Source organism: Pseudomonas fluorescens (assembly GCF_012974785.1).
Lineage (GTDB): Bacteria > Pseudomonadota > Gammaproteobacteria > Pseudomonadales > Pseudomonadaceae > Aquipseudomonas > Aquipseudomonas fluorescens_BT.
Map to the genome: position 1 here is coordinate 71,346 of NZ_CP027561.1, position 18,542 is coordinate 89,887.

The window sequence follows — 18,542 nt, forward strand, 5'->3', positions numbered from 1 at the left end:
CAAAAAATGAGCCGGCCATTCGCTGGCAGGTGCCACACGGGCATCTCAAAAGGAGTTAGCTGAATGAAAAAACTGATCGCTGCTTTCGCTGCCGTAGCCGCTTTTTCGGCTCACGCTGAAACCCTGACCGTTGCCGCCACCCCGGTGCCGCACGCGGAAATCCTCGAATTCGTGAAGCCGGCACTGGCCAAAGAGGGCGTGGATCTGAAGGTCAAGGTCTTCACCGATTACATCCAGCCGAACGTGCAGGTGGCTGAAAAGCGTCTGGATGCCAACTTCTTCCAGCACCAGCCGTACCTCGATGAGTTCAACAAGGCCAAGGGCACCAGCCTGGTTGCCGTGACCGGCGTACACCTGGAGCCGCTGGGCGCCTACTCGAGCAAGATCAAGAAAATCGAAGACCTGCCAGGCGGTGCCAACGTGGTGATCCCGAACGACGCCACCAACGGCGGCCGTGCGCTGTTGCTGCTGGACAAGGCGGGCGTGATCAAACTGAAAGACTCGAAAAACATCCTGTCGACCGTCAAGGACATCGCTGAAAACCCGAAAGACCTGAAGATCCGTGAACTGGAAGCCGCGACCATCCCGCGTGTGCTGACCCAGGTCGACCTGGCACTGATCAACACCAACTACGCGCTGGAAGCCAAGCTGGATCCGTCCAAGGACGCGCTGGTTATCGAAGGCAACGACTCGCCGTACGTGAACATCCTGGTGTCCCGCGCGGACAACAAGGACAGCGACGCCATGCAGAAACTGGCCGCCGCCCTGCACAGCCCGGAAGTGAAGAAATTCATTACCGAGAAGTACAAAGGCGCGGTATTGCCGGCGTTCTGATTCGGACGCCGCAACGAAAAAGGGGACGCCACTGGCGTCCCCTTTTTTGTCCCCAAAACACATCCCCTGTGGGAGCGGGCTTGCCCGCGAAAGCGGTGGGTCAGATAAACATAGGTCGACTGACACACCGCATTCGCGAGCAAGCCCGCTCCCACATTGGAACAGTGCTGTTCTTACTTGCGGTTCAGCATCACCGGCAACTGCGCCACCAGCTTGGCATTATTCAACGGCGCCCGAATAAACCCACGCTGCGTACCATCAGGCCCGATCACCGCCAGGTTCCCACTGTGATCCACCGTGTAATTCGGCTTGCTGGTGTCCGCCGGAATGAACGGAATGCTCACTGCGTTCGCCACCTTCTGCAGCTCCTCGATCGATTTCGGCGTCAGGCCGATGAACTGTGGATCGAAGTAGCCCAGGTACTGCTTCAACTGCGCAGGGTTGTCGCGGTTCGGGTCGACGCTGACCAGCACGATCTGCAACTTGTCCACAGCATCCTTCGGCAGCTCGCTCTTGATCTGGCGCAGTTGGGCGAGGGTGGTCGGGCAGATGTCCGGGCAGAAGGTGTAGCCGAAGAACAGCAGGCTCCACTTGCCCTTGAGCTCGTTGATCGTAACCGGTTGGCCGTCCTGATTGGTCATCGTCACGTCCGGCAGGTTGCGACTCTGCGGCAGCAGGATGATGCCGGCGTCGATCAGTGCGGTCGGGTCGCCCTGGCCCTTGCCGCTCAGCACTTTGTTGACGGTCAGGCCGAGGATCAGCGCGATCACGGCGACGAGGATGAAGACGGTTTTCTGGGTTCGAGTCATAGGTTCAACAGTAAGTAGTGGTCTACGAGCAGGGCGATGAACAGCAGAAACAAGTACCAGATAGAGTACTTGAAGGTGTTGATCGCCGCGTGCGGCCGGGTGCCACGGTACAGCACCACGGCCCATTGCAGAAACCTTGCGCCCAGCCCGAGCGCGCAGATCAGGTACAGCAGGCCGCTCATGTGGATCACATACGGCAGCAGGCTGACCGCCAGCAGGGCGAAGGTGTACAGCAGAATGTGCACCTTGGTGTAGTGCTCGCCGTGGGTGACCGGCAGCATCGGAATGTCGGCCTTGGCGTATTCCTCCTTGCGATGGATCGCCAGCGCCCAGAAGTGCGGCGGGGTCCAGGCGAAAATGATCAGCACCAGCAGCAACGGTTCGGCGCTGACGTGACCGGTGGCAGCGGTCCAGCCGAGCAGCGGCGGGGCGGCGCCGGCGAGGCCGCCGATGACGATGTTCTGCGGCGTAGCGCGTTTGAGGAAACCGGTGTAGATCACCGCGTAGCCGAGCAGCGAGGCCAGGGTCAGCCACGCGGTCAGCGGATTGGTGAAGGTCAGCAACAACGCCTGGCCGAGCAGCGCCAGCACCAGTGCAAACGTCAGTGCAGCGGCAGGCGAGACCCGACCCTCGGCCAGCGGCCGTTTGTGGGTACGAGCCATGACCGCGTCGATGCGCCGGTCCACCACGTGATTGACCGCCGCCGCGCCGCCGGCACACAGCGCGATCCCCAGGTTGCCGAACACCAGCACCGTCCACGGCACCCCGGCGCGGGTCGCGAGGAACATGCCGACCAGCGAGGTGATGAGCATCAGCACCACGACTTTCGGTTTGGTCAGCTCCAGGTAATCACGCCAGATCGCCTGTCCGTGACGTTCGCCGATCAGAACCGCCATGGCGTCTCTCCTTTTATCGTGATGGGCGCGGCCGACTGTTTACGCGGGCTCAGACGCCAGCGCACAAGCATCGGCTGCTTGACCCGAACCAGACTGGTTCGCGCGTGATAGTTGACCAGCACCATGGTCAGCAGCAGCGCCGCGCCACCGGCGTTGTGCGCCACGGCCACCGGCAGCGGCAGATGAAACAGCACGTTGCTGATGCCGAGGGTGATCTGCGCGGCGAGGGCGATCAGCACCAGCCCGGCCAGTCGGGTCATGCCCACCACTTTCAGTTGCCAGGCCAGACCGAGCAGGGCGACCGTCACCAGCAACGCGCCGATGCGGTGGGTCAGGTGAATCGCCGTGCGCGCATCGCTGTCGAGTTGTCCGCCGAGGTAATTGGGGCCGATATGTTGGGTCAGGTGAAAGCCATTGGCGAAATCCGCCGGCGGCAACCATTGACCGTGGCAGGTCGGGAAGTCGATGCAGGCCACCGCCGCATAGTTGGAACTGACCCAGCCACCCAGCGCAATCTGACCGATCACCAGCAACAGGCCGGCAGTCGCCCAATATTGCAGACGCTTGGGCACGGTCAGCGCCGGCAGCACGCCGGACAATCTCAACGTCAGCAGAAACAGCAGACTCAAGGTCGCGAAACCACCGAGCAAATGCCCGGTCACCACTTGCGGCCAGAGCTTGAGCGTCACCGTCCACATGCCGAACGCCGCCTGAGCGAACACCACCGCCAGCAGAAACAGCGGCAGTTTCAGCGGTTGCCCCGGATGCCGCCGATTGACCCACGCCCGCCCGGCCAGAATCGAAATCAGCAGGCCCAGGGTGCCGGCGAAGTAGCGGTGGATCATCTCGTTCCAGCCTTTGTGCGCTTCCACTGGCGAGTCGGGGTAATGCAGTTCGGCATGGGCCAGTTGGGCTTCGCTTTTCGGCACGCTGATAAACCCGTAGCAGCCCGGCCAGTCCGGGCAGCCGAGGCCGGCGTGGGTCAGGCGGGTGTAGGCGCCGAGCAGCACCACGATCAGTGCCAGCAGGGTGGCAAACAGCGCGAGGCGAAATCCAGGTTTGGCCATGACGATGCCCTTATCCGATGTTCGACAGTTTCAGCAGGTGGCGCAGGTCGTTGAGCAGATCCTTGCCCTTGACGCTCGGGTCGTAGCGCAGCACGAGGTTGCCGTGGGGATCGATGATCCACAGTTGCGGCGTGGCCTTGTCGCCGGTCGCCTTGCTGAACGCGGCGGAATCCAGCGGGTAACGTTGCAGTTGCGGATATTCACGGGTCAGCTTGGCTTCGTAGTCGGCGCTCAACGGCTGTGCGGCGGCGAGGGCGTGGCTGGCGCGTCCGGCATCGCGGCCGAGGCCGATCTGGATCTGCCGCGCCAGGTACACCAGTTGCTGGCAATCCACCGCACAGTCTTTCGGCGCGGTCACCAACATCTGCCAGCGTTCTTCGTCAGCCGTCACGCCGAGGTCGGCACGGCTCTGGCCGTTGCCGATCAGTTCGCCGTGATAGCTGCGACCGTCCGGCACCCAGAACTGCAGCTTGTACATGCCGGTGGCGAGGATCATCGGGCCGACGACGCCCAGCACGATCAGCAGCAGTTGAATGCGTCCGCGGCGGCGACCGGCCGGGGCTTTGGCTTCAGACATGCTGGGTGGATTCATGGCCGCTCCCATGGTGTTTCTCCTTCGCGTTGTGCAATCCGAGGTAGATGTAGAGACCGAACAGGGCGGTGGCCATGGCGAACCACTGCACGGCGTAACCGAGGTGTTTTTCCGGGCCCATGGCAACTACGGGCCAGTCGGCCTGATAGCTGGCGGGACCCGGTTCTGCGCGCAATTCATAGGCGAAGCCGTCGCGCTCGAGGGTTTTCCACAATTTGGCCGGTTCGACGGCGGTGACGGTTTGCGGCCAGGTGCTGCTGACCGGGTCGGCGTGCAGCTGGAAGGTCGCGCCGGGGGCGACGTACACCCAGGCATCGACATTCACGGCATCGGCCGGTGTCTTGAATTGCGGGGTAATGCGCCGGTCCGACCAGGGCAGCCAGCCGCGATTGACCAGCAGCCATTGGCCGCTGCGCTGATCCTGAAACGGTTGCAGCAATTCGACGCCGACCTTGCCGTCCCGCTGCCGGTTGTCCAGCAGCAGGCTGTGCGCCGCATCGAACTGACCGTGCAGATGCACCCGGCGAAAGGCCGGATCGGCGCTGTGCAGCAGTTCGGTGCTGGCCATCGGCTCGGCGGCGCGGCGTTCGGCGTAACTGGCGAGCAGGGCGGTTTTCTCCGCGCCCCGGCCCAGTTGCCAGAAGCCCAGCGAAATCAGCAGCGGCAGCAGCAAGGCGACCACCAGCGTCGGCACGACGCCCGGCCGGAAGCGCTTCATGGTCGCGCCAGAAAATCAGTGAACGCGATCGCTATACTCAACTGCATCGCTTGTTCCCCCGGAGTTCTTCCCATGCTCAAAGCAGCGATCGTCCTGATGCTGATTGCCACGGTGATCAGCCTGTTCAGCGGCCTGTTTTTCCTGGTCAAGGACGACAGCAGTTCAAATCGCCTGGTCATCGCCTTGAGTGTTCGGGTGGCATTGGCCGCTTGCACCGTCGGCTTGATTGCCTGGGGTTTCTACAGCGGCCAACTGGTGTCGCATGCGCCCTGGTAGCTCTGTCCTTCAGAGCACGTAAACGAAGATGAACAAGCCGATCCACACCACATCGACGAAGTGCCAGTACCAGCTCGCAGCTTCGAAGCCGAACTGGTGCTCGTTGTCGAAGTGGCCCTTCATGATGCGCATCAGCATCACGAACAGGATGATCGTGCCGATGGTCACGTGGGCGCCGTGGAACCCGGTGAGCATGAAGAACGTCGCGCCGTAGATCCCCGAACCGAGGGTCAGGCCCAGTTCGTGATAGGCATGCATATACTCCTCGGCCTGCAAGGCGAGGAAGCCGCAACCCAGCAGCACGGTGATCGCCAGCCACAGTTTCAGCGCACCGCGATGGCCTTTCTTCAGGGCGTGGTGAGCGATGGTGATGGTCACGCTGGAGCTCACCAGCAGGATGGTGTTGACCAGCGGCAGGCCCCAGGGGCTGATGACTTCCTTGGGCGGCGGGAACAGTTTCGGATCCGGTGTGTGCAACAGCGGCCAAGTGAACTGGAAGTTCGGCCAGAGCATGTGGGCGATGCCTTTGGTGCCTTCGCCGCCCAGCGCCGGGCCGGAGATGTGCCGCACATAGAACAGTGCGCCGAAAAAGGCGATGAAGAACATCACCTCGGAGAAAATGAACCAGCTCATGCCCCAGCGGAACGAGCGGTCCAGCTGCGGGCTGTACAACCCCGCGCGGCTTTCCTTGATCACCGTGCCGAACCAGCCGAACAGCATGTACGCCAGCAACAGGCCACCAACGAAAAAGATCAGCGGGCCGTGGGATTCAGGGCGCGCTGCCTTCAGGTCGTTGAACCAGGTGGCCAGGCCGTAGACCGTGATGACCATACCGAAGGTCGCGATGATCGGCCATTTGCTCTGGGCCGGGACGTAGTAGTGCTCATGAGTTGCCATTTATTGTTCTCCTTATCGGGCACGCTTAACCGCCAGTGTTTGCAGCCACCGGAGGATGTCGGGCGGTGATATCGAACAGCGTGTAGGACAGCGTCAGGTGCTTCACGTCCTTGGGCATGTCGCGGTCAACGATGAAACGCACCGGCATCTCGATCTGCTGACCGGGCTGCAGCACCTGCTGGGTAAAGCAAAAGCATTCGGTCTTGTGGAAATACGCCGCCGCATTGCTCGGCGCGATGCTTGGCACTGCTTGCGCGCTCATCGGTTTGTCGGTGGGATTGCGGGCGATGAAGATCATCTCGTTCACCGCGCCGGGGTTGGCCGTCAGTTCGTCATGCTTGGGATAGAAGTCCCACGGCATGTCGGCGGTGTTGGTCGACAGAAATTGCACCCGCACCTGCCGCGAGGCATCGACGGTCTGCTCGCCCTCGTACTGCCCGGCGGTCTTGCCGTTGATGCCGAACGCCTTGCACATCACGTCGTAGATCGGCACCAGGGCAAAACCGAAGACGAACATCGCCACCACCACACCGAGCAATCGGGTGACCAGCTTCTTCATCGAAATCGAGTCAGCCATGATTAATGTCTCTACCGAGAGCCCTTGTGGGAGCGAGCCTGCTCGCGATGCAGGCGCTACGGTCTAGCAGACAGACCGCGTCATCGTTCATCGCGAGCAGGCTCGCTCCCACATAGGGTTGGATTTTCATTTCACTTCCGGTGGCGTGGTGAAGGTGTGATACGGCGCCGGCGACGGCACGCTCCACTCCAGACCTTCGGCGCCATCCCACGGTTTGGCCGGAGCCGGCTCGCCGCCACGGATGGTCTTGATCACGATGAACAGGAAGAAGATCTGCGTGGCACCGAACATGAACGCGCCGATCGACGAGACCATGTTGAAGTCGGCGAACTGCAGGTTGTAGTCCGGAATCCGTCGTGGCATCCCCGCCAGTCCCACGAAGTGCATCGGGAAGAAGGTCAGGTTCATGCCGACGAAGGACAGCCAGAAGTGCAGCTTGCCCAGGGTTTCGTCGTACATGTGGCCGGTCCATTTCGGTAGCCAGTAATAGGCCGACGCGAATATCCCGAAGATCGCCCCGGGCACCAGCACGTAGTGGAAATGCGCGACCACGAAGTAGGTGTCCTGGTACTGGAAATCCGCCGGGGCGATGGCCAGCATCAGCCCGGAGAAACCGCCGATGGAGAACAGGATCACAAACGCCACGGCAAACAGCATCGGCGTTTCGAAGGTGATCGAGCCCTGCCACATGGTGCTGGCCCAGTTGAACACTTTCACCCCGGTGGGCACGGCGATCAGCATGGTCGCGTACATGAAGAACAGCTCGCCAACCAGCGGGATGCCGACCACGAACATGTGGTGCGCCCAGACGATGAAGGACAGGAACGCGATGCTCGCCGTCGCGTAGACCATCGAGGTGTAGCCGAACAGCGGCTTGCGCGAGAAGGTCGGGATGATCTGGCTGACGGCGCCGAAAGCCGGCAGGATCATGATGTACACCTCGGGGTGGCCGAAGAACCAGAACACGTGCTGGAACAGCACCGGGTCACCGCCACCGGCGGCACTGAAGAAGCTGGTGCCGAAGTGGATGTCCATCAGCATCATCGTTACGCACCCGGCCAGCACCGGCATCACCGCGATCAGCAGGAACGCGGTGATCAGCCAGGTCCAGACGAACAGCGGCATTTTCATCAGGGTCATGCCGGGGGCGCGCAGGTTGAGGATGGTGGCGATCACGTTGATCGCGCCCATGATCGAACTGATCCCCATCAGGTGGATGGCGAAGATGAAGAACGTCACGCTTTCCGGGGCATAGGTGGTGGACAGCGGCGCGTAGAAGGTCCAGCCGAAGTTCGGCCCGCCACCGGGGGTGAACAGGGTCGAGACCAGCAGCAGGAACGCCGCCGGCAGCAGCCAGAAGCTGAAGTTGTTCATCCGTGGCAGGGCCATGTCCGGCGCGCCGACCATCAACGGGATCATCCAGTTGGCGAGGCCGACGAACGCCGGCATCACCGCGCCGAACACCATTACCAGGCCGTGCATGGTGGTCATCTGGTTGAAGAACGCAGGCTCGACGATCTGCAATCCGGGCTGGAACAGCTCGGCACGGATCACCATGGCGAACGAGCCGCCGAGCAGGAACATGCAGAACGCAAACCACAGGTACAGCGTGCCGATGTCCTTGTGGTTGGTGGTCAGCACCCAGCGCATCAGGCCTTTGGCGGGGCCGTGGGCGTGGTCGGCATGACCGTGGTCATCGATAACAGCGCTCATGGCCGGTCTCCTTCAAGTGAGTGGACTGGGCAGGCCGGGGCGCCTTGCCCCGACCGGTTCACGAAGTACGCAATAGACCGGCTCATTTGCTTTCCGCCTGTTTCAGCTCCAGCACTTCTTTTGGCGTGACCATGTCGCCCTTGTTGTTGCCCCAGGCGTTACGTTCGTAGGTCACGACCGCTGCGATATCGACTTCCGAGAGTTGTTTGCCAAACGCCGCCATGGCGGTGCCCGGCTTGCCGTGGAACACCAGACTCAGGTGCGCCTCTTTCGGGCCGGTGGCGATTTTCGAGCCCTTGAGTGCCGGGAACATTGGCGGCAGGCCCTGGCCTTCAGCCTGGTGACAGGCGACGCAGGTGGTGTGGTAGATCTTGTCGCCACGTTCCTTGAGCTCGTCGAGGGTCCATTCCTTGCTGGTCAGCTCTTTGAGCTGCGCAGCCTCGGCCTTGCGGTCGGCCAGCCATTTTTCGTAGTCGGCCTTCTCCTTGACGTCGACCACGATCGGCATGAAGCCGTGATCCTTGCCGCACAGCTCGGCGCACTGGCCACGGTAGAGGCCGGGCTTGTCGATGCGGGTCCAGGCTTCGTTGACGAACCCCGGGATCGCATCGCGCTTGACCGCAAAAGCGGGCACCCACCAGGAGTGGATCACGTCGGCAGACGTGACGAGGAAGCGCACTTTGGCGCCGATCGGCAGCACCAATGGCTTGTCGACCTCGAGCAGATAATGCTCGCCCTTGGCTTCCTTGTTGTGGATCTGCTCGGCGGGGGTGGCCAGGTTGCTGAAGAACTCGACATCCTGGCCCAGGTATTTGTAGTGCCACTTCCACTGATAGCCGGTGATCTGGATATCGATATCCGGCTCACTGGTGTCGTACATCTTGATCAGGGTCGCGGTCGCCGGAACGGCCATCGCCACCAGAATCAGCAGCGGGACGACGGTCCAGAGAATTTCGACGGTGGTGCTTTCGTGGAATTTTGCGGCGACCTGCCCGGTAGAACGACGGTGCACCATCATCGACCAGAACATGGCGCCGAAGACGATGATCCCGATCACCACACAGATCCAGAAAATGGTCATGTGCAGGTCGAATACTGCGTGACTGATTTCGGTCGCTCCAGGCGCCATATTCACAGTCCAGGCAGCTTGCACCGGGCTGAAAATCGACCACAACAGGAGGCCCATCCAGACGTGTGGATGTCGCATCATTGCGGGTTCCCCTTATCGTTCTTGTTATCCCGCCGGCTTTCACCAGAGGCAAGGGAGCGGCTGCATCAGACTACGAACTTGAATCGCCGGGCCTTGCTGCGTGGGCAGTCGGGCGTCATCAGCTAACTCCATTCAATGGCGAGTATAGACAGCGGCTGAAAAATGCAATGTGCGGACGTAAATCGAATGAAACAGCTGGCACTTGCGTTCCAGGGCACGAATGGAGAAGGATGCAGACGAGTGGTGGCAAACCGATATAACGCCGGTGCATCAAGGATGAAATAATTATGACAAATGCGTCTTAGCATTTTTCGTAAGCCAGCTAAGTTATGTCTTCCCTATTTCATTGCCTTGTTTCCTGGAGTTTTCATGAACACCGCCGCATTGCGCGAGCAGATCCACATAGCCCGACAACACGAGATCGAAACCGGAAAGCTGACCCGTCAGCTCGAAAGCCAACTGCAACACCTGCACCCGGCCATTCGGTTGCCGGAAACCGACGCCAACGGCGTGCTGACGCGTTTTGTCGCCGCCTACATCGATGAAGTGCCAGATCTGCTGGATGCAGCCAATGAAGTCGCCAGGGAAGCGGGAATCGAGTCACAGATCACACCGGTGCTGAAAATCGCCGAACAGTACTTTCTCCAGCCGCCGGTCGGCCTGGACAGTCTGCTGGACGAAGCCTATCTGGCGCACCGTTTTGTCGAAGAGGTCAACGACCTGTACATCAAGCATTTCGGCCAGCCACTGATCCCCCTGGACATGACGGTCGCCAATCTGATTGCTCACCAGTTGCTCGGTGAGGAATTTGCCAACCAACTCGATGAAGTGGTGCATCACGCGGTGGACAGCATGCTCGACGACGACAGCTTTGCGCTGGAGTCGGTGGAAGCCTACCGCGAGAAACTCAGCAGCCCGGACACCGGTGCGGCGTGGAAACGCTGGCCGTGCATGAGTCGCCGTCTGGGCGTGGGTCTGGAGCTGGATCAGCCTGCTGCCTGATTTCCTTGTGTCATCAATCCAATGTGGGAGCGAGCCTGCTCGCGAATGCGGTCGATCATTCAACATCTCTGTTGGCTGATGTAACGTTTTCGCGAGCAGGCTCGCTCCCACAGAATTTGTGTTTTGGGGTCGATTATTTAACCCGCCGCACCAATCCCGGTATTGGTCCGCACCCGTCCTTCCAGTCTGCGCTTCAACCCACGCGACTCGATCAACAGCTTCGAACCCTTGGCCCCATTGGCCCGGCCCCACTCTTCGAGCAGTTCCAGACACGAATGGTCGATGTAGCTCAGGTTATTGAGCGGCACATGCACCGTCGTGCCCGGCGGAATGCTGCCCAGCACCTGAGTCAATGCCGGCACTTTGAGGAACGTTGCCGCGCCCACCAGACGCAACTCCATTTCCCCGTCCTGCGGCAGATCGATCAGGCTGATTTTCAGGCGCGAGGCCTTGAACGCCAGCTTCACCAGGGTCAGGCCGAAACCGATCAGCACGCCGGTCAACAGGTCGGTGAAGATGATCGCCAGCGCCGTGGCGGCGTAGGTGAACATCGGCATCCGGCCATAACGCCCCAGACCACGGAACGCCTTCAGATCCACCAGTTTGAAACCGGTGTAGACCAGAACGCCCGCCAGACTCGCCACCGGAATGCTCTGCAGCACGCTCGACAGCAACAGCACGAACGCCAGCAGCCACAGGCCATGGAAAATCGTCGAGTAGCGCGTGGTGGCGCCGGCCTGGACGTTGGCCGAACTGCGTACGATGACCCCGGTCATCGGCAGTGCGCCGACCAGACCGCAAAGCATGTTGCCGACGCCTTGCGCCGACAGTTCGCGGTCGAAGTCCGAACGCGGGCCGCTGTGCATGCGATCCACTGCGGCGGCGGACAGCAGGGTTTCGGCGCTGGCGATGAAGGCCACGGCGAACGCGGCAATCAGCAGCGTCGGGTCGGCCAGGCTCAGCAGATCCGCCGGTTTCAGCCAGTCGATGGCTTCGGCCAGATTCGCCGGCACTTCAACCCGCTTCACTTGCAGCGCCAGCAAAAGGCTGGCACCTGTCGCCAGCCCGACACCGAGCAGCGCGCCCGGAATGAAACGCAGCGAATGGGGGCGGAATTTCTCCCACAGCCACATCACCGCGATGGTCGACAGCCCGAGCAGCCCGGCCTGCCAGCCAACGGACGGCAAGGCCTGCGCCACCGCGCCGGGGAATGCCGTGAGGTTGTCGAGACCTGAAGGTTTCGGTGACGCATCGAGCATCACATGCACCTGTGAGAGCACGATCAACACACCAATACCGGCAAGCATGCCGTACACCACCGCTGGCGCCGTGACCCGAAACCAGCAGCCGAGCTTAAGACGCCCGGCCACCAGTTGCAGGAAACCGGCGAGCAGCAGGATCGGCCCGAGCATCTCGATACCGTGCTGACGCACCAGCTCGAATACCAGCACCGCCAGACCCGCTGCCGGCCCGCTGACCTGTAACGGCGAACCCGCCAGCCAGCCCACCACCAGACCGCCGATGATCCCGGTGATCAGACCTTTGGCCGGTGGCAGCCCCGAAGCAATGGCAATGCCCATGCACAGCGGCAGGGCGACCAGAAACACAACCACCGAAGCGAGCAGCTCCCGTGGCAACACAGCTTTCAATTGAGCCGCACGCATGATGACTCTCCCGAAGTTTTCTTCAGGCGTGGCGAAGCCGGGTCGCTTGAACTGCGACCGGCGTCAGACCACACGGATGTTTAGGAGGATTCAGAAGCGCGCTTTGGGCGTCGCCACCGGAATCGGATGGCTGCCGTCCAGCGGCAGGAAGCGTCCCTGATCCGCGTCGTAAGCTTTGATTTCGCTGGTTTCGATGTTGTAGACCCAGCCATGGATGAACAGATGACCGTTCGCCATGCGCGAGGCTACCGAAGGATGGGTACGCAAGTGCTGCAGTTGGGCGATGACGTTCTCCTCGGTGAGGATCGGCATGCTTTCTTTTTCGTCGGTGCAGTTGCAGTTGTCATGCACCATGGTTTTCGCGACTTCGGCGTGGCGCAGCCAGGCTTTGACCGTCGGCATTTTTTCCAGGCTGTGCGGATTGAGTACCGCGCGCATGGCGCCGCAATCGGAGTGACCGCAAATGATGATGTGCTGCACGCCAAGGGCCAGTACCGCGTATTCGATGGCGGTGGATACGCCACCGTTCATCTGGCCGTAGGGCGGCACGACATTGCCGACGTTACGGGTCACGAACAGATCGCCGGGGGAGCTCTGGGTGATCAGTTCGGGCACGATGCGCGAGTCGGCGCAAGTGATGAACATCGCCCGTGGCGACTGGGCCGTGGCGAGTTTCTTGAAGAGTTCTTCCTGCTGCGGGAAGACCTCATGATGAAAATGCAAAAAGCCGTCAACGATATGTCGCAGTGCTGCATCGGCGGAATCCGCCCCGGGGACGGCTTGCGCCGACGCAGCCAACGGCTGTTTATCCTTGTCACTCATGATTCATCCTCTTTGGCGGATTCGGGGAGTCATTCCCGTGTATTCCGGTATGAAGCCAGTGGCTGTTTAAAACATCCGGGCCGTCCTGACCCATCAGTCACTCGATGAACAAGGTAACCGCCGAAACTTAACTCAAACTGAATCAAGCGCTCTAGAACGTGTGTTCCAGGTCACAAAAAAGATGACTGGCGTGAACCGGGCCAGTATTTCCTTCCACTCAACCGCAGGCCAATTGTTCCTAAATCAGCGCCATCTGACGACCCGGCGGACAGAAGGCCGTGCAATCGAGATTGAAACCTTCGCGGTGATTGAGCCCCAGGCGTTTGAGGGCCTTGGCGAAGCGCTGGGCGAGCAGGTCGGCGAATGGCCCTTCACCGCGCATGCGTGCGCCAAAACGGCTGTCGTACAGTTCGCCGCCACGGCTCTGGCGGATCAGGCTCAACACATGGGCGGCCCGCTGCGGGTAGTGTGCCTCAAGCCATTCCTCGAACAGCGGCGCCACTTCCAGCGGCAGGCGCAGCATCATGTAGGCGGCGCTCTGGGCACCGGCAGCGTGGGCTTCGGTCAGCAGGTTCTCGATTTCGCTGTCGTTGATCATCGGAATCATCGGCGAGCACAGCACACCGACCGGAATTCCCGCCTCGCGCATCACCCGGATCGCCCGCAACCGGGCCTTGGGCGCGGCGGCGCGGGGTTCGAGGATGCGTTTGAGTTCATCGTCCAGGGTGGTGAGGCTGATCATCACCGCCACCAGCCGTTGCTGCGCCAGCTCGGTGAGCAGATCGAGGTCGCGCAGGATCAGCGAGCCCTTGGTGACGATGGTCACCGGGTGTCGATAGCGCAGCAGCACTTCGAGGGTCTGGCGGGTGATTTTGTGTTCGCGTTCGATCGGTTGATACGGGTCGGTGTTGGAACCCAGATTGATCGGTGCGCACTGATAGCCTTTCTTGCCAAGCTGTTCCTCCAGTACTTGGGCGGCATTGGTCTTGGCGATCAGCTTCGTTTCGAAATCCAGCCCCGGCGACATGTCCCAATAGGCGTGGCTCGGCCGTGCGTAGCAATAGATGCAGCCATGCTCGCAACCGCGATAGGGATTGATCGAACGGTCGAAGGGCAAGTCCGGCGAGGTGTTGCGGGTGATGATGGTCTTTGCCGTCTCGAAGCTGACTTCGGTGCCCTGGGTCAGTGGCACTTCCTGATACCAGCCGTCGTCCTCGGCCACCGAACGACTCGGTGCGAAGCGGTTGTGCGGGTTGGTGGCGGTGCCGCGACCGCGCGGGGGAAGAGGGGTAGACATGGCAGCGCCTCGATACTGTTTGTATGTACAGTATCGAGGCGCTGTCGATCTGACTAGTGCCGTTGGGCGAACAGTCAGTTGTGCTGTGTCACCTGGCCGAGGTCATCGTTCGAGGTTTGCTTCATATCGTCCTTGCGCAATTCGGCGACGTCAGCGGCCTTGACTGGCGCGCCCTTGTTGCCCCAACTGCCACGAATAAAGCTCACCACATCCGCCACTTCCTGATCCGACAGACGCCAGGCGAAGCCAGGCATGGTGAAGGTCGACGGCGCGGTGTGCGTCGCAGGCAATGTGCCGCCCTTGAGCACGATGTGAATCAGCGAGGTCGGGTCATCCGATTGCAACACCGGGTTGCCCGCCAGCGCCGGGAACACCCGGGTGTAGCCATGGCCGTCGGTACGGTGGCACGCCGCGCAGTTGTCGATGTACACCGACGCGCCGCGCTGACTGTCATCACCGTTCCACAAGGCTTTGGCAGCTTTCTCATCGTATTGATGCGGCTGGTCGGCAGGATCGTTGGCCGGCAGCGATTTCAGGTAACGGGCGATTGCGGTCAGGTCGGCGTCGGTCATGTACTGCATGCTGTGGGTGACCACGTCGCTCATGCCGCCGAATACCGCGCTGCGGTCGCTACGGCCGGTCTTGAGGAACTGCACCAGTTGCTCTTCGCTCCAGCTGCCGAGGCCGTCCTTGTGGTCGCCGCGCAGGCTCTTGGCGATCCAGCCTTCCAGCGGCGCACTGCCTGACAGAAAGCTGCTGCCTTCGGCCGCGCTCAGGGATTTTTCCTGCATGGTCAGGGCCCGGGGCGTATGGCAGGCGCCGCAATGTCCGAGGCCTTCCACCAGATAGGCCCCACGGCTGACGACGGCATCGTCCGACGCGGGTTTGTAGTCCTCGACCTTCGGCGCGAACAGCCAGCGCCAGCCCATCAGCGGCCAGCGCATGCTCAACGGCCACGTGATGTCGCTGGCCTTGTTTTCCTGTGCCACCGGTTTCACGCCGTGCATGAAGTAGGCGTAGAGCGCCTGCATGTCGGTTTCGCTGACACGGGCGTAGGACGGGTACGGCATCGCCGGGTACAAGGTGCTGCCGTTTTTGGCCACGCCATGACGCACGGCCTGGTCGAAGTCCTCGAAGCTATAGTCACCGACGCCGGTTTTATCCGGAGTAATGTTGGTCGAGTAGATCGTGCCGATCGGGGTTTCCATCGGCAGGCCGCCGGCGAACGGCTTGCCGTCCTTGGCGGTGTGGCAGGCCACGCAGTCACCGGCACGGGCGAGGTATTCGCCTTGTGTGATCAAGGATTGATCAACTTCGGCGCCATAAAGGGAAGCACTGCCGAGCAGCGCCAGGGTCGCGATAACGAGAGTCTTCATGGTCATCGCTCCTTAAGCCTGAACCAGCGGGCCGGGGTTTTTCAGGTATTGCTCGCGGATCGCTTTCGCCGACCAGTAGGTCAGCGCGGCAACCAGCCCGGTCGGGTTGTAGCCCAGGCCCTGTGGGAACGCCGAGGCGCCCGGGACGAACACGTTGTGCACATCCCAGCTCTGCAGGTAGCGGTTCAGCGCGCTGGTCTTCGGATCGGTCCCCATGATCGCGCCACCGTTGAGGTGGGTGGTCTGGTAGGACGCGGTGTTGAAGTGTTCGCCGACTTTCTTGCCAAGCACGGCAATGGCTTTCGGGCCCATGGCTTGTGCGACCTTGCCCATTTTCTCGACCATGAAGCGGTTCATCTTGATGTCGTTTTCCTGCCAGTCGAAGGTCATCCGCAGCAGCGGCAGGCCGTAGGCATCGCGGTACACCGGGTCCAGATCGAGGTAGTTGCCCCGGTAGGACTGATGCGCACCGTGAGCGTCCATCGACACCTGGTGGGTGTAGTAATCGGCGGTGGCGCGTTTCCAGTCGCTGCCCCAGGCCGGCGTGCCCGGCGGGTTGGAGGTGCCGGCAATCGGACGGCTGCCAGCCTGGTTGACCCACATCGGCGAGCCACCGACGAAGCCGTGGGGGCCGTGGTCGAAGTTGTCGGCGTTGAAGTCGTCCAGCGCCACGCCGTTGCCGCCGGCGCCGATGAAGTTGTTGGTGTGGGTGTCCTTGTCGAAGAACGCCTTGATGGTCGCCATGTTCTGGTAGGCGAAGTTACGCCCGACCACACCTTCGCCGCTGACCGGGTCGTACGGCTTGCCGATGCCGGAGAGCAGCATCAGGCGCACGTTGTGTAACTGGAATGCGCCGAGGATCACCAGATCCGCCGGTTGCTCGATCTCGCGGCCCTGGCCGTCGATGTAGGTAACGCCGGTGGCTTTGGTTTTCGTGCTGTCGAGGTTGACCCGCAACACGTGGGCGTTGGGCCGCAGTTCGAAATTCGGCAGCGGTTTCAGCGCTGGCAGAATGTTCACGTTCGGCGAGGCCTTGGAATACATGTAGCAAACGTAACCGCTGCAAAAACCGCAGAAGTTGCACGGGCCCATCTGTGCGCCGTAAGGGTTGGTGTACGGCCCCGAAGTATTCGCGGAAGGCAGGTTGTAGGGTTTGTAACCGACTTCTGTGGCCGCTTTGCCGAACAGCTGTGCGGAAACCGTGTTCTTCTGCGCTTCCAGCGGGAACGGGTTCGAGCGATCCGGGGCGTACGGGTTGCCGCCCTTGCCCTGACCGACCAGTTGGCCTTTCACGGTCCAGGCCTGGCCGGAGGTGCCGAAGACTTTTTCGGCGAAATCGAAGAACGGTTCCAGCTCTTCATAACTGACGCCGAAGTCCTGAATAGTCATGTCCTTGGGGATAAAGCTTTTGCCGTAGCGCTCTTCGTAGTGGCTGCGCATACGCAGTTCGATCGGGTCGACACGAAAGTGCACCCCCGACCAGTGCAGGCCGGCACCGCCCACGCCATTGCCCGGCAGGAACGCGCCCAACTGGCGATTCGGCAGAGCGATGTCGTTGACGCTGTGGCGGATGGTGACGGTTTCCTTGGAGATGTCCTGGAAGAGTTTTTTCCGCACGCTGTAGGTGAGTTCGTCGATCACCTGGGGATAGTTGCCGTCAGGGTAGGTGTCCTGCATCGGCCCGCGCTCCAGCGCCAGCACGTTGAGGCCTGCCTCGGTCAGCTCCTTGGCCATGATCGCGCCTGTCCAGCCGAAACCGACGATCACTGCGTCGACCTTCTTCATTACCGTTGCCATGCTCACGCCCTCTCGCCGCGAATCGAAACTGCCGGGAAGGGGTATTGCTCGTTGCGTTCCACCCAATCCATGAAATCGGCGCGGGCGCCGGGAAAGCCGATCATGGTCCAGCCGACCATGCCTTTATTGCCGCCATGGATCGGATCGCAGAAGAACCCTTCCTTGGTGTTTTGCAGCAGCAGATTGAAGAAAATCTTCGCCGGAACGCTGTCGAATTGCGGTTTTCCGGCTTCAAGCTGCTTGAGCAGATCGTCTCGGGTAGCGCTGTCTTGCTCGGCAAATGTTTTACCGTTGAGGGATTTTGCCCACTGATCCGTGGCGGCGATGCCGAGGCGATAGATCTCTTTCGGCACCAGTTTGCTCTGCCAGCCCATCTCCGGCGCGGCGTCGGCGTTGAACGGGCCCTGCATGTACCAAAGGGCACCGGCGGCGTACGGCGTGTTCATCTGACGGTCGATGTATTCCGGCACGCCAGCCTCGAGAGCACCGGGGCCCTGGGCATCGTTGGGGATCAATTGCGCGACGGCGGCATTGATGAACGCCCACTCTTCGGCGGTGAAGTAACTCGGCTGATAGACGCCCGCGTCAGTGACGCCCGGTTTTGCCGGCGCCGCAGCCGGTGCGCTTTGCGGGGCGGCTTGCAGCACGCTGCTGCCCAGGCCGGTGCCGGCGAGGGTGACCACCGGGATCAGGGTCAGGGATTTGCGCAAAAACTCACGCCGCGGGTTGTCTCGATCTTGATCAGACATGGGGATGCACCTCATCAGGCATTGATGGTTATCAGCCGTTTCTGAGGACGGCTTTGAAGTGGTTGGTTGCGACGTGGCTGGAAATGACCCGGAAAAGGGGGACGCGCCTGCAACATGATGTGACAAATGGTAGCAGGCTAACCAATCGGATGAATCGATTCGGCCGAAAAAAGCCCGAATTATCGACGAAGGAAGTGCCTGGCTTCACGTTTCTTTGACAATCGCCTCACAGGGATTTGACTGGAC

At 61.3% G+C, this 18,542-nt stretch carries 18 protein-coding genes; 3 read left to right on the forward strand and 15 right to left on the reverse strand.

Annotated elements, in window-relative coordinates:
• The first annotated feature begins 63 nt into the window (after positions 1–63).
• Positions 64–834 (forward strand): MetQ/NlpA family ABC transporter substrate-binding protein, encoded by a 771-nt coding sequence (locus C6Y56_RS00330; RefSeq protein ID WP_085713035.1) that lies wholly within the window; start codon positions 64–66, stop codon positions 832–834.
• Between the two features lie 173 nt (positions 835–1,007).
• On the opposite strand, the gene C6Y56_RS00335 is transcribed toward C6Y56_RS00330, so the two are convergent.
• Genes C6Y56_RS00335 through C6Y56_RS00355 form a run of 5 tightly spaced genes read right to left on the reverse strand, consistent with a single transcriptional unit; the run spans position 1,008 to position 4,916 of the window.
• Positions 1,008–1,643, reverse strand: a complete 636-nt coding sequence (locus C6Y56_RS00335; RefSeq protein ID WP_085647189.1) for an SCO family protein — start codon at positions 1,641–1,643, stop codon at positions 1,008–1,010.
• Positions 1,640–2,539 carry a heme o synthase gene (cyoE, locus tag C6Y56_RS00340; protein ID WP_169428262.1) on the reverse strand — a complete coding sequence of 300 codons (900 nt, stop codon included), beginning with the start codon at positions 2,537–2,539 and terminating at the stop codon, positions 1,640–1,642. The genes C6Y56_RS00335 and cyoE overlap by 4 nt, the downstream gene beginning before the upstream one ends.
• A complete protein-coding gene (locus C6Y56_RS00345) occupies positions 2,527–3,606 on the reverse strand; it encodes a COX15/CtaA family protein (RefSeq protein ID WP_169428263.1) in 1,080 nt (359 codons plus the stop codon). The genes cyoE and C6Y56_RS00345 overlap by 13 nt, the downstream gene beginning before the upstream one ends.
• A 10-nt stretch (positions 3,607–3,616) precedes the next feature.
• Positions 3,617–4,210 carry a hypothetical protein gene (locus C6Y56_RS00350; RefSeq protein ID WP_169428264.1) on the reverse strand — a complete coding sequence of 198 codons (594 nt, stop codon included), beginning with the start codon at positions 4,208–4,210 and terminating at the stop codon, positions 3,617–3,619.
• Positions 4,176–4,916, reverse strand: coding sequence for an SURF1 family protein (locus C6Y56_RS00355; protein ID WP_169428265.1), 741 nt, complete (start codon positions 4,914–4,916; stop codon positions 4,176–4,178). Before C6Y56_RS00355 ends, C6Y56_RS00350 begins: the two co-directional genes overlap by 35 nt.
• Before the next feature lie 72 nt (positions 4,917–4,988).
• Here C6Y56_RS00355 and C6Y56_RS00360 point away from each other — a divergent pair, with 72 nt between their 5' ends.
• The gene (locus C6Y56_RS00360) at positions 4,989–5,192 is read left to right on the forward strand and encodes a twin transmembrane helix small protein (RefSeq protein WP_065260656.1); all 204 of its coding nucleotides are present in this window, start codon (positions 4,989–4,991) and stop codon (positions 5,190–5,192) included.
• Positions 5,193–5,201: 9 nt separating this feature from the next.
• Here the strand turns inward: C6Y56_RS00360 and C6Y56_RS00365 are convergent, their stop codons facing one another.
• From C6Y56_RS00365 to coxB, 4 genes are all read right to left on the reverse strand, one after another.
• On the reverse strand, positions 5,202–6,089 hold the full coding sequence (locus tag C6Y56_RS00365) for a cytochrome c oxidase subunit 3 (protein ID WP_169428266.1): 888 nt from the start codon (positions 6,087–6,089) through the stop codon (positions 5,202–5,204).
• Between the two features lie 25 nt (positions 6,090–6,114).
• A complete protein-coding gene (locus C6Y56_RS00370) occupies positions 6,115–6,666 on the reverse strand; it encodes a cytochrome c oxidase assembly protein (RefSeq protein ID WP_011331799.1) in 552 nt (183 codons plus the stop codon).
• A 126-nt stretch (positions 6,667–6,792) separates the two neighbouring features.
• Entirely contained in the window at positions 6,793–8,379 is a 1,587-nt protein-coding gene (gene ctaD, locus C6Y56_RS00375) for a cytochrome c oxidase subunit I (protein ID WP_169428267.1), read from the reverse strand.
• 82 nt (positions 8,380–8,461) lie between these two features.
• Complete coding sequence (gene coxB / locus C6Y56_RS00380) at positions 8,462–9,589, reverse strand: cytochrome c oxidase subunit II (RefSeq protein ID WP_169428268.1); 1,128 nt, start codon at positions 9,587–9,589, stop codon at positions 8,462–8,464.
• Between the two features lie 369 nt (positions 9,590–9,958).
• On the opposite strand from coxB, the gene C6Y56_RS00385 reads away from it, so the two are divergent.
• Positions 9,959–10,591, forward strand: a complete 633-nt coding sequence (locus C6Y56_RS00385; protein WP_169428269.1) for a hypothetical protein — start codon at positions 9,959–9,961, stop codon at positions 10,589–10,591.
• 137 nt (positions 10,592–10,728) lie between these two features.
• Here C6Y56_RS00385 and C6Y56_RS00390 read toward each other — a convergent pair whose 3' ends face one another.
• The 6 genes from C6Y56_RS00390 to C6Y56_RS00415 all read right to left on the reverse strand — a co-directional run bounded on the left by C6Y56_RS00390 (position 10,729) and on the right by C6Y56_RS00415 (position 18,296).
• Positions 10,729–12,255: a SulP family inorganic anion transporter gene (locus tag C6Y56_RS00390; protein WP_169428270.1), complete on the reverse strand. Its 1,527-nt coding sequence runs from the start codon at positions 12,253–12,255 to the stop codon at positions 10,729–10,731.
• A 90-nt stretch (positions 12,256–12,345) separates the two neighbouring features.
• The gene (locus C6Y56_RS00395; protein ID WP_169428271.1) at positions 12,346–13,077 is read right to left on the reverse strand and encodes a carbonic anhydrase; all 732 of its coding nucleotides are present in this window, start codon (positions 13,075–13,077) and stop codon (positions 12,346–12,348) included.
• A gap of 238 nt (positions 13,078–13,315) precedes the next feature.
• On the reverse strand, positions 13,316–14,374 hold the full coding sequence (locus C6Y56_RS00400) for a PA0069 family radical SAM protein (protein WP_169428272.1): 1,059 nt from the start codon (positions 14,372–14,374) through the stop codon (positions 13,316–13,318).
• Between the two features lie 74 nt (positions 14,375–14,448).
• A complete protein-coding gene (locus C6Y56_RS00405; RefSeq protein WP_169428273.1) occupies positions 14,449–15,750 on the reverse strand; it encodes a c-type cytochrome in 1,302 nt (433 codons plus the stop codon).
• A 12-nt stretch (positions 15,751–15,762) separates the two neighbouring features.
• On the reverse strand, positions 15,763–17,547 hold the full coding sequence (locus C6Y56_RS00410; RefSeq protein WP_096822445.1) for a GMC family oxidoreductase: 1,785 nt from the start codon (positions 17,545–17,547) through the stop codon (positions 15,763–15,765).
• A 2-nt stretch (positions 17,548–17,549) separates the two neighbouring features.
• Positions 17,550–18,296, reverse strand: a complete 747-nt coding sequence (locus C6Y56_RS00415) for a gluconate 2-dehydrogenase subunit 3 family protein (RefSeq protein WP_169428274.1) — start codon at positions 18,294–18,296, stop codon at positions 17,550–17,552.
• Positions 18,297–18,542: the final 246 nt, after the last annotated feature.